This window comes from Mycobacterium sp. GA-0227b, from assembly GCF_001499855.1.
Taxonomy (GTDB): Bacteria; Actinomycetota; Actinomycetes; order Mycobacteriales; family Mycobacteriaceae; genus Mycobacterium.
Map to the genome: position 1 here is coordinate 248,986 of NZ_LQIK01000031.1, position 14,301 is coordinate 263,286.

General features: G+C 68.0%; 11 protein-coding genes. 8 read left to right on the plus strand and 3 right to left on the minus strand.

Going from position 1 to position 14,301, the window contains the following annotated elements; genetic code table 11:
- Positions 1-125: 125 nt before the first annotated feature.
- The 3 genes from glmM to AU185_RS20515 are packed head-to-tail and all read left to right on the plus strand — an operon-like array spanning position 126 to position 3,319.
- Complete coding sequence (gene glmM, locus AU185_RS20505) at positions 126-1,463, plus strand: phosphoglucosamine mutase (protein WP_059101535.1); 1,338 nt, start codon at positions 126-128, stop codon at positions 1,461-1,463.
- A 39-nt stretch (positions 1,464-1,502) separates the two neighbouring features.
- Positions 1,503-1,808, plus strand: coding sequence for a type VII secretion target (locus AU185_RS20510; RefSeq protein WP_059101415.1), 306 nt, complete (start codon positions 1,503-1,505; stop codon positions 1,806-1,808).
- A 2-nt stretch (positions 1,809-1,810) separates the two neighbouring features.
- Positions 1,811-3,319: a hypothetical protein gene (locus tag AU185_RS20515; protein WP_059101416.1), complete on the plus strand. Its 1,509-nt coding sequence runs from the start codon at positions 1,811-1,813 to the stop codon at positions 3,317-3,319.
- Positions 3,320-3,875: 556 nt separating this feature from the next.
- Here AU185_RS20515 and AU185_RS20520 read toward each other — a convergent pair.
- From AU185_RS20520 to AU185_RS20530, 3 genes are all read right to left on the minus strand, one after another.
- On the minus strand, positions 3,876-5,162 hold the full coding sequence (locus AU185_RS20520; protein WP_059101417.1) for a DEAD/DEAH box helicase: 1,287 nt from the start codon (positions 5,160-5,162) through the stop codon (positions 3,876-3,878).
- Positions 5,163-5,340: 178 nt separating this feature from the next.
- On the minus strand, positions 5,341-6,381 hold the full coding sequence (locus AU185_RS20525; protein ID WP_059101418.1) for an LLM class F420-dependent oxidoreductase: 1,041 nt from the start codon (positions 6,379-6,381) through the stop codon (positions 5,341-5,343).
- A gap of 36 nt (positions 6,382-6,417) precedes the next feature.
- Positions 6,418-7,263: a dienelactone hydrolase family protein gene (locus AU185_RS20530; RefSeq protein WP_059101419.1), complete on the minus strand. Its 846-nt coding sequence runs from the start codon at positions 7,261-7,263 to the stop codon at positions 6,418-6,420.
- 55 nt (positions 7,264-7,318) lie between these two features.
- On the opposite strand from AU185_RS20530, the gene glmS reads away from it, so the two are divergent.
- The 5 genes from glmS to alr all read left to right on the plus strand — a co-directional run bounded on the left by glmS (position 7,319) and on the right by alr (position 14,285).
- Positions 7,319-9,187: a glutamine--fructose-6-phosphate transaminase (isomerizing) gene (gene glmS / locus AU185_RS20535; RefSeq protein WP_059101420.1), complete on the plus strand. Its 1,869-nt coding sequence runs from the start codon at positions 7,319-7,321 to the stop codon at positions 9,185-9,187.
- The gene (locus AU185_RS20540) at positions 9,187-10,080 is read left to right on the plus strand and encodes an alpha/beta fold hydrolase (RefSeq protein WP_059101421.1); all 894 of its coding nucleotides are present in this window, start codon (positions 9,187-9,189) and stop codon (positions 10,078-10,080) included. Before glmS ends, AU185_RS20540 begins: the two co-directional genes overlap by 1 nt.
- A 122-nt stretch (positions 10,081-10,202) precedes the next feature.
- Positions 10,203-11,624 (plus strand): bifunctional ADP-dependent NAD(P)H-hydrate dehydratase/NAD(P)H-hydrate epimerase, encoded by a 1,422-nt coding sequence (locus AU185_RS20545; RefSeq protein WP_059101422.1) that lies wholly within the window; start codon positions 10,203-10,205, stop codon positions 11,622-11,624.
- A 13-nt stretch (positions 11,625-11,637) separates the two neighbouring features.
- Positions 11,638-13,020 (plus strand): glutamate decarboxylase, encoded by a 1,383-nt coding sequence (gene gad, locus AU185_RS20550; RefSeq protein ID WP_059101423.1) that lies wholly within the window; start codon positions 11,638-11,640, stop codon positions 13,018-13,020.
- 101 nt (positions 13,021-13,121) lie between these two features.
- A complete protein-coding gene (gene alr, locus AU185_RS20555) occupies positions 13,122-14,285 on the plus strand; it encodes an alanine racemase (protein ID WP_059101424.1) in 1,164 nt (387 codons plus the stop codon).
- The last annotated feature ends 16 nt before the right edge of the window (positions 14,286-14,301 follow it).

The window sequence follows — 14,301 nt, forward strand, 5'->3', positions numbered from 1 at the left end:
CCGCATCCTCAGGGGTGCGGGCGGTGTTTTCTGTCGGGTCTCGGCCGAGTACCAGTTCGACGTAGAGATGGTTGATCACCTCGTCGGTTGTGTCTTCGCCGGGCAGGTATGAGAAGTTTGTCGGCATGCCTCGACTGTTCGGCACCGACGGTGTGCGCGGCGTCGCCAACCAGGACCTGACCGCTGAGCTGGCGCTGGCGCTCGGCTCCGCGGCGGCGCGCCGGTTGGCCAGCTCCGGCGGGCACGCGAGGCGAGTGGCCGTCGTCGGGCGTGACCCGCGGGCCAGCGGAGAAATGCTCGAAGCGGCCGTCATCGCGGGCCTGACCAGCGAGGGTGTGGACGCACTGCGCGTCGGGATACTGCCGACGCCGGCGGTCGCCTACCTGACCAGCGCCTACGACGCGGACTTCGGCGTGATGATCAGTGCGTCGCACAATCCGATGCCCGACAACGGCATCAAGATCTTCGGCCCGGGCGGGCACAAGCTCGACGACGCCACCGAGGACCGGATCGAAGAACTGGTCACCCAGGGTCCGGTGAACCGGCCCACCGGCGCGGGGATCGGGCGCGTGGTGGATGCCGAGGATGCCCTGGACCGCTATCTCCGGCACGTCAGCAAGGCCGTGACCACCAGGTTGGACCAGCTCACGGTCGTCGTCGACTGCGCCAACGGCGCCGCTTCGGCCGCCGCGCCGCACGCCTACCGCGCCGCGGGCGCCAACGTCATCACGATCAACGCAGCGCCGGACGGCTTGAACATCAACGACCGCTGCGGCTCGACCCACATGGAGACGCTGAGGTCCGCGGTCGTGTCTCACGGTGCCGATCTCGGGCTCGCGCACGACGGCGATGCCGACCGGTGCCTTGCCGTCGACGCGCACGGCCGCGTGATCGACGGCGACGCGATCCTGGTGATCCTCGCCCTCGCCATGCAAGAGAGCGGCGAACTGACGTCGAACACGCTGGTGGCGACCGTGATGAGCAACCTGGGACTGCATCTGGCGATGCGGGCGGCCGGGGTCGAGGTCCGCACCACCAGCGTCGGGGACCGTTACGTCTTGGAGGAACTGCGCGCCGGGACGTATGCGCTCGGCGGCGAGCAATCCGGACATATCGTCATGCCTGCCTTGGGCACGACAGGCGACGGCATCGTCACCGGGCTGCGGTTGATGTCGCGAATGGCGCAGACCCGCACTCCGCTCGCCGTGCTCGCTGAGCCGATGCGGACCCTGCCCCAGGTTCTGATCAACGTCAAGGTCGCGGACAAGGCGACCGTGGCCGACGCTCCGTCGGTCCGTACCGCAGTCGCCGAGGTGGAAGCGCAACTCGGCGACACAGGCCGAATCCTGTTGCGCCCGTCCGGAACCGAGCAAGTCGTACGCGTGATGGTCGAGGCGGCCGACGAAGACACCGCACGGCAACTGGCGGTGCGGGTCGCCGAGCAGGTCAGCGCTCAACACTAAGGGGGAACCCCCGAGGGTCCCTGCGCGTCCAACCTTTACATGGGAGCAAGGGACGCGTCCCGCGTCGACGTCGCCGCGTTGTTGAGCATCGCGGATCAGTATGAGGTCGTCGTCGACATCGTCGACGGGGCTGTGCGGACGCATCTGAGCGACTTGGTGTTTGACGGTGCCGGTGCCGGCCGGGCGTATGTCGCGCATGGTGACGCGGTGCGGTCCGCGGCCGAGGATGTCGTGGGCCAACTGCGGCGATGGTCGCGGGCGGCGGCGGAGATCGCCGCAGCGCTACGGGTTTCCGCCGACCGATACGCCGAAGCCGATGAGCGCGCCGCACGCAGGGTGGGCTGAGGATGGCCGAAGCGTTCGACGTCGCCGCGCGTTTGGCGGACGGGATGCCCGGTGTCGCCGATATCGAGCAGTACGTGCGGGCGTGCCAGTCTCTGGGCTACCAGCATCCGGATCTGACAGCGCACCCGGCGCAGGTGCGCGACTGGTATGTCAACGAAGAAGGCATGGATCTGGGTGCGCTTGACACCGATTGCGTTGCACTGCGGGCCGCAGCGACGGCGGTCGGCGACGCGCTCGCTCGCCAGGAGGATCAGCTCGGCAGGCTCATGACGGCCTGGCAGGGCGCTGGCGCGAACTCGTCTCGGGAGTTCCTGCGCCGCCACAGTGAAGCGTCCGCCCTCGCGGCCGCGGCCGTGCGCACCGCGGCACAGGCCTATGCCGATCTGCGCGACCGCCTTTGGCGGGCCGTGGACGGCAAGGTCGCGACGGTGCTGGCCGTCGGTGACGGCGTGCAGGGTCGACGCGCCGACTGGCTGGCGGCGTCGCACACTGTCACTACGGGCGCCGGGGACCGGGCGGTCGCCAGCGAGCTCGTGGACCAAGAAGTGAAGCCGTTCGTGGACAACGTGATCGGCGGTCAGTGGCTTGCGGCGATGCGGGCAGCCGTCGACGCGGTGGAGGCGGCTTACCAAGCGGTGCAGGCGGAACTCGCCTCGGAGGCCGAAGCGACGTTCGATGTGCCGGGCGAAATCGGACCGGCATGGACTCCGCCGCCGGTGAACGAGGGCGCCGTACCGACGGCACCCGTGGGAACCGTTACCGCGGCGCCTGTTTCGGGCGCTGTGCCGGGCGCGTCGGCGTCCGTCATACCGGCGGTATGGGGGGCGCCCGCGACCGCTGCACCGGCGCCCGCTGCCGCGCCGACTGCGGCGCCGACTGCGGCGCCGATGCCGCCAGCCGCCGCGCCCCCAGCTGCGCCTTCTCCAGTCGTGTCGCCTCCAGCCGCACCCCTGACCGACGCCGCAATGGCGCAGCCGGCGGCCGCACCGTCGCTGCCCTCCCTGGGCGGGGGAGTGCCCGACTTCGGAAGTGGCATATCGCGTTTCGGCCAGCAGCTCGGCGACATGCTGGGCGGATTGTTCGGCGATGGTGCGCTCGGCGAGTCAATGGAGCTTGACGAGCCGCCGGAGCTGACCGAGTCCGACATCGACGACGCGCTCGATGTCGACGATCCGGACATCGGCGAGCCCGGCAGTGAAGACGGCGATCCTGACGAGGAGACCGATGAAGCGGCGGACAGCGATGAGGTGCCGGAAGCCCCCGGCGACCCGGCCGCGGTCGAGCCAATTTGTGCAACCGAGCCGCCGAGCGAGGCCGATGTTCCACCGCCTGACGAGTCGGCGGCGACGCCACCGCCTGACGACTCGGCGGCGACGCCACCGCCTGAGCCCCTGCCGGCGGAACCTTTGGCGGTCACGCCGGAACCGCCTTCCGATCCACTGCCTGCCGGATCGGATTCCGGGACACCGTGTGAGATCGCCGCCGATGAACTACCCCAGGTGGGGGAGTGACGTTCGGCGTCAGAGCCGGACATCGCGCAGGTTCGAGGGCCTATTCCAGCCAGTCGGGACCGTTGACCAGTAGTCGCAAGCACTCGGCCGTCACCAATCGATCGCGATGGGTCGTGCCGCAGTGCTCACACCAGCGATGAACCATGCGGTGATCAGTCCGTCGGCGCCCGCGGCTCAGGATCATCGCGACCCCTGCTCCCGTGGTTGTCCGGCGATAGGCCAGTGGCCGCGGGGGGTGTGCACAAATTCCGGTGTTGTGTTGCAGCCCATAAGTATCAGAGTTCATAGCTGCATCTCCTTCGAGAGTGAAACCTGGATACCCACAGGTGTGCCGCTTATGCGGGCGTTTGGCGGGAACCTCCGGACGCTTCGGGCTGGCCGGTGAGTTGGCAGACAACGTTCATGAGAGAGCACTCATCTTGGACTCCTCATAGGTCTATCTTGGCAGCCGATTCTTGTGGTGCGGGGAGGACACACCTCGCAAAAGAGCCGAAATGTCGGAGTACACCGGGCTTGGCGACCACTGATTGAGAACTGTCGCCGGCCCGGCCCTTGGTCAGGCGTTCGCTCGACGCCTCGACCGCGCCGGGCGACGCCGACGTGGCTGGTGTCCCCTGGCCGCCGAAGGCTGGTGTGGCCTCGCGGGCTCGGGCCGGCTGGCGACGATGGGGTTGCCGAAGGTCCGCTCGCCGGGAGCGATTTCGTGCAGTACCGGGTGCGAGGAACCGCTGAAGCGGGTGATCGTCGGCTTCACCCCGGCCTTGCGCGTCAGCTGCCGCACATCCGACACCTGCTCATCGAGCATCAACGTCACCACCGTGCCGTCGGCACCGGCGCGCGCCGTCCGGCCCGACCGGTGCAGATACGCCTTGTGCTCGACGGGCGGGTCCGCGTGTACGACCAGGCCCACGTCGTTGACGTGGATGCCTCGTGCTGCGATGTCCGTGGCCACCAGCACGGTGGCCGAGCCGTCGGAGAACGCGGTGAGGTTTCGGGTACGCGCATTCTGTGACAAGTTGCCGTGCAACTCCACCGCCGGAACACCGCGTGTGTTCAACTGGCGGGCAAGGTTTTTCGCACCGTGCTTTGTTCGTGCGAACACGATGGTCCGACCCGGTGACGCGGCCAGGTCGGCCAGCACATTGAGGCGTGCCGCCTTGTCGACATGCAATACGTGATGCTCCATGGCGGCGACCGGTGACTGCTCCGAATCAACGCTGTGCACAACGGGATCGGTCAGATACCGCTTCACGAGAACATCGACACCACCATCGAGCGTCGCCGAGAACAGCATCCGCTGCCCCGAGCGCGGAGTCTTGTCCAACAGTCGTTTCACCGGCGGCAAGAAGCCGAGGTCGGCCATGTGGTCCGCCTCGTCGAGCACGGTGATCTCAACCGCCGAGAGGTCGGCATGGCGTGACTTGACATGGTCTTCCAACCGGCCCGGGCAGGCGATCACGATGTCGACACCTTCACGCAGCGCTTGAATCTGGGGATTCGGCCCGACGCCGCCGATGATCGTCACCGACCGCAGGTTGGTGGCCGCTGCCAACGGCGCCAGGGACGCGCTGATCTGGGCGGCCAGTTCGCGGGTGGGCGCGAGGATGAGCGCGCGCGGGCGACGGGGAACGCGTTTGGCCGGGCTGGTAGTGAGCCTGGTCACTACCGGCAACAGGAACGCATAGGTCTTGCCCGATCCGGTGCGACCGCGGCCGAGTACGTCACGGCCGGCCAACGAATCAGGCAGCGTCGCCGCCTGAATAGGGAAGGGTGACGCGATCCCGTTCGCGGAAAGGGTGGCGACGACGGCCTGCGGGAGACCGAGGTCGGCGAAGGTGGGCACGGTTGTGCCACTGACGATTTCGACAGACAAGTAAAAGCTCCGAAAGATTAGAGTGGTCGTCCTGCCCGGCGCGGATGACCCGCGGCGCTCGGTATGACGATCGAGAAGCGGCAAAAGGCAGAACAGAAGATGCCGCTGCAGACACTGTACAGGGGAGTCGGCACTTCCGGGAAATCAGCTACGGCAGCAGGCTGCGCAATTCCTCGACGAATCCGACGGTTTCGCGCCGGTCGACGGAAAGCGGTTGCAACAGAAGCGTCGTCGCACCGGCTTCGGCGAATGCGGCAATGCGCTCCTTGACGAATCCGCGCGGCCCGACCAGAGACACGTTGCGCACCAAGTCGTCCGGCACCGCGGCGATCGCTTCAGTCTTCTTGCCCGACAGGTAGAGATCCTGGATCACATCGGCCGCCTCGCCGTAGCCATAGCGGGTGGCCAGGTTGTGATAGAAGTTGCGGCCGCGCGCGCCCATCCCCCCGATGTAGAGCGCCAACTGCGGCTTCACCCAGGACAACCGGTCATCGAGATCTTCACCGATCGCCAAGGGGGCGCTGACCATCACGTCGAGCGGACCCAGCGAGGAATCGCGTTTGGCGAACCCCGCCCGCAGCGCCTCACCCCACACATCGTCGGCTCGCTCGGGATAGAAGAACACCGGCTGCCAACCCTCGGCGATCTCGGCAGTGAGTTCGACGTTCTTGGGTCCCAGAGCCGCGATCGTGATCGGAATACGATCGCGGACAGGGTGATTGATCAGTTGCAAGGGCTTGCCCAGACCGGTGCCCCGATCGGCGGGCAACGGGATCTGATAATGCTTGCCCTCGAACTGCACGCGCTCGCGACGCCACACCTGCCGACAAATCTCGACCACTTCGCGGGTGCGCCCCAGCGGCGCGTCGAACGGCACGCCGTGAAAGCCCTCCATCACCTGCGGGCCCGATGTCCCGATGCCCAGCCGGAAGCGGCCGCCGGAGACGTAATCGAGCCCCGCGGCCGACATCGCCAACAACGTCGGCGTGCGGATGTAGATCGGCACCACACCGGTGCCCAGTTCCATGCTGGACGTCTTCGCCGCCAGAAAGCCGAGCTGGCTGATCGCATCGTAGGAGTACGCCTCGGCCACCAACGCGAGGTCCACGCCGACCTTCTCGAGCTCGACGACCTGGTCCACCGCCTGCAGGAAACCGTCGGTGTAGTTGAGAAAGATCCCGGTGCGCATCATCGAGTTATACACCCAACCGGTTGGTTGGTCACCTTAGGGCTTGAGCAGTGCGACGACCTTGTTCTCCAGATCCACCGGATCGTCGGCGAACGGGTCGACGGGCGGCGCCTTCGGCAGCGCCGCTTCGGGGTCGGCGAAGTCGCGGTACGCCTTGTCGCCGGCCAGCGTGTGCAGCAGATAACCGGTGATCAGCGCTCGGACCACCTTCTGGGTGCTGCGGTCGGCTCCCGGCAGGCCGACGACCCGGGCCAATCGGCGGCCCTCGATGAGGCCGCCGGGCTTGGCTTTGTTCACGGTGCGCAGCGTCGCCGTCTTCCACACCCGAGCCAGTTCCACCGCGTTGGACCGCAGTGTCATCGGGTCGCCCGGCCCGCTCAGCACCAACCCGGGCACCTGCAGCGTCGTCGCGGGCTCCTCGGCGGGTGGCGCGGTGACTGTGGGGAAGATCGCAACCACGGATTTCGGTTTGACGGGCATCCCGGCCGCGGTGAACACCGCTGCCGAGCCACCGAACCCGTGCCCGAGCACGCCGAGCTTGGTCGGGTGCACGCTGATGTCTCCGTGGCCCAGTCGGACACCGGAAATGATGTCGAGCGTCGTGCCCAGGTCATAGGCCAGATTGAGCGCGGACGGAGCCAGGCTCGTTTCCGTCGCCGGCGCCGCCGCGACGATGCCCCAGGACGCCAAGTGCTCGAGGGTGCCGTGGTACCGGTCCGCTCCGGCAAGCCAGTCGTGGCCGAACGCGACACCGGGCAGGTTCAGCCCGGCTTCGGGAGTGAAGACGACGCCGGGAATCCCGGCGAAGGCCAGGTCACCGCGTAAAACGCGGTGCGGGCCGCGGCGGGTAAGGGCCTTGAAGAGCTTCTTCGTGCTGGCCACCAGACGACCGTAGCCGACCGGGTTTCAGCCGGCTCTTGCACTACCCTGATTGCCTATGTGCGGAATCGTCGGCTACGTCGGGCAGCGTCCTGCCTGCGAGATCGTCGTCGACGCGCTGCGCCGGATGGAGTATCGCGGATACGACTCCTCGGGTATCGCCCTGCTCGACGGCCACGGCGGGCTCACCGTCCGTCGCCGGGCCGGGCGGCTCGCCAACCTGGAAGCGGCGCTGACCGAAACCGGCGCCGCCGGCCTGGCGGGCAGCACCGGCCTCGGGCACACCCGCTGGGCCACCCACGGCCGGCCCACCGACCGCAACGCGCACCCGCATCGTGACGCCGCAGGCAAGATCGCGGTCGTCCACAACGGCATCATCGAGAACTACGCCGCGCTGCGGGCCGAACTCGAGCAGGCCGGGGTGGAGTTCGCCAGCGACACCGACACCGAGGTCGCGGTGCACCTCGTCTCGTGGCAGTTCCGTCACGGCCCCACCGCGGGCGACTTCCCCGCGTCCGTCCTCGCGGTGCTGCGCCGGTTGGAGGGCCACTTCACGCTGGTGTTCGCCAACGCCGACGATCCGGGCATGATCGTCGCGGCGCGCCGTTCCACCCCGCTGGTCGTCGGCGTCGGCGACGGCGAGATGTTCGTCGGGTCGGATGTCGCCGCGTTCATCGAACACACCCGCGACGCAGTGGAACTCGGCCAGGATCAGGCGGTCGTCGTCACCGCCGACGGTTACCGCATCACCGACTTCAACGGCCACGATGGGTCCGCGAGTGCTCGCACTTTTCATATCGACTGGGACATGTCGGCGGCCGAAAAGGGCGGTTACGAGTACTTCATGCTCAAGGAGATCGCCGAGCAGCCCGCGGCGGTCTCCGACACGCTGCTCGGCCATTTCGCAGGCAACCGCATCGTGCTCGACGAGCAGCGCCTGTCGGATCAGGAACTGCGCGAGATCGACAAGGTGTTCGTGGTCGCCTGCGGCACCGCCTACCATTCCGGGCTGCTGGCCAAGTACGCGATCGAGCACTGGACCCGGCTGCCGGTAGAAGCCGAGCTTGCCAGCGAATTCCGTTACCGTGACCCGGTTTTGGACCAACACACGCTCGTTGTCGCGATCTCGCAGTCCGGCGAGACCGCCGATACGCTGGAAGCGGTCCGGCACGCCAAGGAGCAGAAAGCCAAGGTGCTGGCGATCTGCAACACCAACGGCAGCCAGATACCACGCGAATGCGATGCGGTGCTCTACACCCGCGCCGGACCGGAGATCGGGGTGGCGTCGACGAAGACCTTCCTCGCTCAGATCGCGGCGAACTATCTTGTCGGGCTTGCGCTGGCGCAGGCGCGCGGCACCAAGTACCCCGACGAGGTGGAGCGCGAATATCGCGAACTGGAGGCCATGCCCGACCTCGTCGCCCGCGTCCTGGAGACCGTCGAACCGGTCAAGGCGTTGGCGCACCGCTTCGCGCAGTCGCAGACCGTGCTGTTCCTCGGCAGGCATGTCGGCTACCCGGTCGCGCTCGAAGGCGCCCTCAAACTCAAAGAACTGGCATACATGCACGCCGAGGGCTTCGCGGCGGGCGAACTGAAACACGGTCCGATCGCGCTGATCGAAGACGACCTCCCCGTCATCGTCGTGATGCCGTCACCGAAGAACTCGCCGATGTTGCACGCCAAGCTGCTGTCGAACATCCGCGAGATCCAGGCCCGCGGCGCGATCACCATCGTCATCGCCGAGGAGGGGGACGACACCGTCCGCCCGTACGCCGACCATCTGATCGAGATCCCCGCCGTCTCAACGCTTTTCCAGCCGCTGCTGTCGACGATTCCGCTGCAGGTGTTCGCCGCCGGCGTCGCGCAGGCCCGCGGTTACGACGTCGACAAGCCGCGCAACCTGGCCAAGTCCGTCACCGTCGAGTAGTGCCGAGCCGGGTCGGAGGCTTCAAGAGCGGCCAGGCTCGCGCCCACTTCCTCGACGTCTACCGGGCGGCGATGGCCGAGCTGCCGACCGTCAGCGAATCACAGGATGTGTCAACCTCGTTCGGTGCCGTCCGGGTGTATCGGTTCGGCGAACCTGCGGAGCGGACGCCGGTCGTGTTGCTACCCGGGCGCAATGCGTCCACCCCGATGTGGCGGGGCAACATCGCCCACCTGCTGCAGCACCGGACCGTCTTCGGCATCGACCTGCTCGGCGAGGCGGGGTTGTCCGTGCAGGACGAGCCGATCACCGGCCCCGACGATGAGGCGCAGTGGCTGGACGAAACAGTCGCGGGAATCGGACTGCACCGGGTGCACCTGATGGGGGTGTCGATCGGCGGATGGAGGGCGACCAATTACGCCGTCCGACGCCCGGGCCGAGCCGCCTCACTGGTGCTGCTCGATCCGGTGTTCACGTTCACCCCGATCGCCATCAAGGCGGTGCTGGCCTCGCCCGCGTTGTTCCTTCCCGGCGTTCCCGCGGCCCTGCGCAGACGTGTGCTCAGCTGGATCTCCGGTGGCGCCGACATCGACGAGGCGGCCAGTGAGGCGGCACTGATCTCGGCCGGTTCAAGCGATTACACAGTGCGCAAGGCGATGCCCGCGATGATCACCGATGAGCAGTTGCGCTCGTTGGACATCCCGGTGCTGGCTTTGATCGGCGGTCGCAGCGTGATGCACGACGCGGAGCGGGCGGCGGAGCGGGCGCGAAGGCTGCTGGCCCGCGGGCAGGTCGAACTGTGGCGCGACGCCTCGCACGCGATCAACGGCGAGTACGCGGCCGAGATCGCCGAACGGGCAGCGGATTTCTGGAAGCAGGCCGATCGCCGAAACTGAGCATATGAGCGCGAATCTGTAGGAATTTCGACAATAAGTTCAGTTTCGGCGGTCGGGCGGCGCCCCATCGCGCGGCGCGAATGCCTGACGGTCGGGCGCCGCGCACACTAACGTGGGCGACGATGCGGCACTATTACACCGCCGACCAGATCCGCGAGGCTGAAGCGCCGCTCCTGGCGTCCCTGCCCGACGGTGCCCTGATGCGCCGCGCCGCCTACGGTCTCGCCGTCGCGATCGCCCGCGAACTCATGCTGCGCACCGGCGGGATTTCGGGTCGCCGCGTCTGCGCGGTCGTCGGTTCCGGCGACAACGGCGGCGACGCGCTGTGGGCGGCGACGTTCCTGCGCCGTCGCGGCGCCGCGGCCGACGCAATCTTGCTCAATCCCGACCGCACTCACCGCACGGCGCTCGCAGCGTTCACCGGCGCACGCGGACGGATCGTCGAAACGGTCCCCGCAGAGACAGACCTGGTGATCGACGGCGTGGTCGGAATCTCGGGCACCGGGTCACTGCGGCCGAACGCGGCCGAGGTGTTCACCGCCGTCGAGGAAGCCGCCATTCCCGTGGTCGCCGTCGACATTCCCAGCGGCGTGGACGTGCAGACCGGGGTGGCCGACGGGCCGCATGTGCGGGCCACGGTGACCGTGACTTTCGGTGGCCTCAAACCCGTTCACGCACTGGGCGACTGCGGCCGCGTCGAGTTGGTCGACATCGGGCTGGATCTGCCGTTGTCCGACACGATGTCGTTCGACGCCGCCGATGTGGCCGCCCGTTGGCCGGTGCCGGGCCCGACGGACGACAAGTACACCCAGGGGGTCACCGGCGTCCTCGCGGGGTCCGCCATCTACCCGGGCGCCGCGGTCCTGTGCACCGGGGCGGCGGTCGCTGCGACGTCGGGCATGGTGCGTTACGCGGGAAGTGCTGGGCAGCAGGTTCTTTCGCAGTGGCCGGAGGTGATTGCCGCGCCGAGCGCCAGCGCTTCGGGCCGCGTGCAGGCGTGGGCGGTCGGACCCGGTCTGGGCACCGATGACACCGGTGCGGCGGCGCTGTGGTTCGCCTTGGACAGCGGCCTGCCGGTCGTCGTCGACGCCGACGGCCTGACTATCCTGGCTGCGCATCCCGACCTCGTCAACGGTCGCGCGGCGCCCACGGTGCTGACCCCGCACGCCGGTGAGTTCGCGCGGCTGGCCGGTTCGGCTCCCGGCGACGACCGCGTCGGAGCCACCCGCAAGCTGGCCGACCGGCTCGGTGTGACCGTGCTGCTGAAGGGCAACGTGACTGTCATCGCCGAGCCCGGCGGACCGGTGTACCTCAACCCCGCGGGCGAATCATGGGCCGCCACAGCCGGATCCGGCGACGTGCTGACGGGCATCATCGGCGCGCTATTGGCCGCGGGCCTGCCCGCCGGCGAGGCCGCCGCCGCCGCGGCATTCGTCCACGCCCGTGCCGCAAACCTGGCCGCTTCCGATCCGGGACCGCATCCCGCCCCGACTTCTGCGTCGCGGATTCTCGCGCACGTCCGAAGTGCCCTAGCCAGTCTGTAACGAGAGGAACCACATGTCGCCCACGCGCAGCCACGCGCCGCAGGTCGCCCCCGCCTACACCGGACGGCTGGCGATGGCGCCCGTGCCGTCGCTACGGCTGCCCGACGATGCGATGGATCCCGATGCCGCGTACCGCTTCATCCACGACGAGCTCATGCTCGACGGCAGCTCGCGGCTGAATCTGGCGACGTTCGTCACGACATGGATGGACCCGCAGGCCGAAAAGCTGATGGCCGAGACCTTCGACAAGAACATGATCGACAAAGACGAGTACCCGGCGACCGCGGCGATCGAGCAGCGCTGCGTGTGCATGGTGGCCGACCTGTTCCACGCCGAGGGCCTGCGCGACGACGACCCGTCGAGCGCGGTCGGGGTGTCGACGATCGGTTCCAGCGAGGCGGTGATGCTGGCCGGCCTCGCGATGAAGTGGCGTTGGCGCGAACGCGTCGGGAAAGACTGGAAGGGTCGCACGCCGAACCTGGTGATGGGCGCCAACGTTCAGGTGGTCTGGGAGAAGTTCTGTCGCTACTTCGACGTCGAACCGCGATATCTGCCGATGGCGGAGGACCGTTACGTCATCACGCCCGAGCAGGTGCTGGAGAACATCGACGAGGACACCATCGGGGTGGTGGCCATCCTGGGCACCACGTACACCGGTGAACTCGAGCCGATCGCCGAGATCTGCTCGGCGCTCGACGACCTCGCCGCGGGCGGCGGGCTCGATGTTCCGGTCCACGTGGACGCGGCCAGCGGCGGTTTCGTGGTGCCGTTCCTGCATCCCGACCTGGAATGGGACTTCCGGCTGCCGCGGGTGGTGTCGATCAACGTCAGCGGCCACAAGTACGGCCTGACCTATCCGGGCATCGGGTTTGTGGTGTGGCGCAATTCGGAGTGCCTGCCCGAGGGCCTGGTCTTCCACGTCAACTACCTCGGCGGCGACATGCCGACCTTCACGCTGAACTTCTCGCGGCCCGGCAACCAGGTGGTCGGCCAGTACTACAACTTCCTGCGTCTGGGCCGGGGCGGGTATTCGCAAGTGATGCAGTGTCTTTCGCAGACGGCACGGTGGCTGGGCGACCAGCTCCGCGATAGCAAGCACTTCGAGGTCGTCGCCGACGGGTCCGCGATCCCGGTGGTCAGCTTCAAACTGGCCGGCGACTTCGGCTACACCGAGTTCGACGTGTCCCAGGCGTTGCGCTCCTACGGCTGGCAGGTGCCCGCCTACACGATGCCGGAAGGCGCCGCGGACGTCACGATGCTGCGCATCGTGGTGCGGGAGGGTTTGTCCGCAGACCTGGCCCGGGCGCTGTACGACGATCTGGCCACGGTGCTGGCCCACCTCGACGAGCTCAAGCCGCAGGGCCACTTCGACCGCGAGCAGCCGTTCGCGCACTGAAGCGCGCGTCGACCGTCGACTTGAGCGCGAAAATCGGCGAAGAATCGAACACAAGTTCACCTTCGACGGCCTGAGCGGACGGTCTGGGACAATTGGGCCAGATGGATACCTTGCAGGCATATTCGACCGCGACCGCGGCCCCGCAGGCGGTCGTCGACCTCGATGCGATCGCCCACAACGTGCGGCTGCTGCGCGAACGCGCGGGCACGGCGCAGGTGCTCGTCGTCGTCAAAGCCGACGGCTACGGCCACGGCGCCACCCAAGTGGGTCGGGCGGCCCTGGCCGCAGGCGCCGCCGAACTCGGGGTGGCGACGGTCGCCGAGGCGTTGGCGCTGCGACGCGACGGCATCACCGCTCCGGTGCTGGCCTGGCTGCACCCGCCCGGCACCGACTTCGCGCCCGCGGTAGCCGTCGACGTGCAGATCGCCGTGTCGTCGGTGCGCCAGCTCTGCGAACTGCTCGACGCGGTCACCCGGACCGGACGCAGCGCCTCGGTCACCGTCAAAGCCGACACCGGGCTGAGCCGCAACGGCGTCGGCCCGGCCGACTATCCGGCGATGATCAGCGCCGTGAAGCGTGCGCAGGCCGACGGCGCGCTCAGGGTCCGCGGACTGATGTCGCACCTCGTACACGGCGACAATCCCGACGATCCGCTCAATAGCCAACAGGCGCAACGACTCATCGAGATGCGAAGCTTTGCGGCCGAACAGGGCGTGCACTTCGAGATCGTGCACCTGAGCAACAGCCCGGCGGCGATGACACGGCCCGACCTGGCCTTCGATCTTGTGCGCACCGGCATCGCGGTGTACGGCCAGACCCCGATACCCGAACGCGGCGACATGGGGCTGCGCCCGGCGATGACGCTGAAATGCCCGGTGGCGCTGGTGCGGTCGCTGCGGGCCGGGGACGGTGTGTCCTACGGGCACACCTGGGTCGCCGACCGCGACACCACGGTGGCGCTGTTGCCGGTCGGGTACGCCGACGGTGTCTTCCGCAATTTGAGCAACCGCATCGACGTGCTGATCAACGGCCGGCTGCGCCGCGGTGTCGGGCGAATCTGCATGGATCAGTTCGTCGTCGACCTCGGATCCGATGGCGACGTCGTCGAAGGTGACGACGCGATCCTGTTCGGGCCGGGCACCCAGGGTGAGTCAACCGCGCAGGACTGGGCGGACCTGCTCGGCACCATCAACTACGAAGTGGTGACCAGCCCGCGCGGTCGTTTCGTGCGGACCTACACCGGGTCGACGGGCGAAACACGTTGAGTGAACTCGGTTTCCC

What these genes read in the sequence shown, in the direction of transcription:
- AU185_RS20545 (WP_059101422.1), top strand. Translation starts at nt 10,203, where the DNA reads ATGCGGCACTATTACACCGCCGACCAGATCCGCGAGGCTGAAGCGCCG.
- gad (WP_059101423.1), top strand. Translation starts at nt 11,638, where the DNA reads ATGTCGCCCACGCGCAGCCACGCGCCGCAGGTCGCCCCCGCCTACACC.
- glmS (WP_059101420.1), top strand. Translation starts at nt 7,319, where the DNA reads ATGTGCGGAATCGTCGGCTACGTCGGGCAGCGTCCTGCCTGCGAGATC.
- glmM (WP_059101535.1), top strand. Translation starts at nt 126, where the DNA reads ATGCCTCGACTGTTCGGCACCGACGGTGTGCGCGGCGTCGCCAACCAG.
- AU185_RS20525 (WP_059101418.1), bottom strand. Translation starts at nt 6,381, where the DNA reads ATGCGCACCGGGATCTTTCTCAACTACACCGACGGTTTCCTGCAGGCG.
- AU185_RS20510 (WP_059101415.1), top strand. Translation starts at nt 1,503, where the DNA reads ATGGGAGCAAGGGACGCGTCCCGCGTCGACGTCGCCGCGTTGTTGAGC.
- alr (WP_059101424.1), top strand. Translation starts at nt 13,122, where the DNA reads ATGGATACCTTGCAGGCATATTCGACCGCGACCGCGGCCCCGCAGGCG.
- AU185_RS20515 (WP_059101416.1), top strand. Translation starts at nt 1,811, where the DNA reads ATGGCCGAAGCGTTCGACGTCGCCGCGCGTTTGGCGGACGGGATGCCC.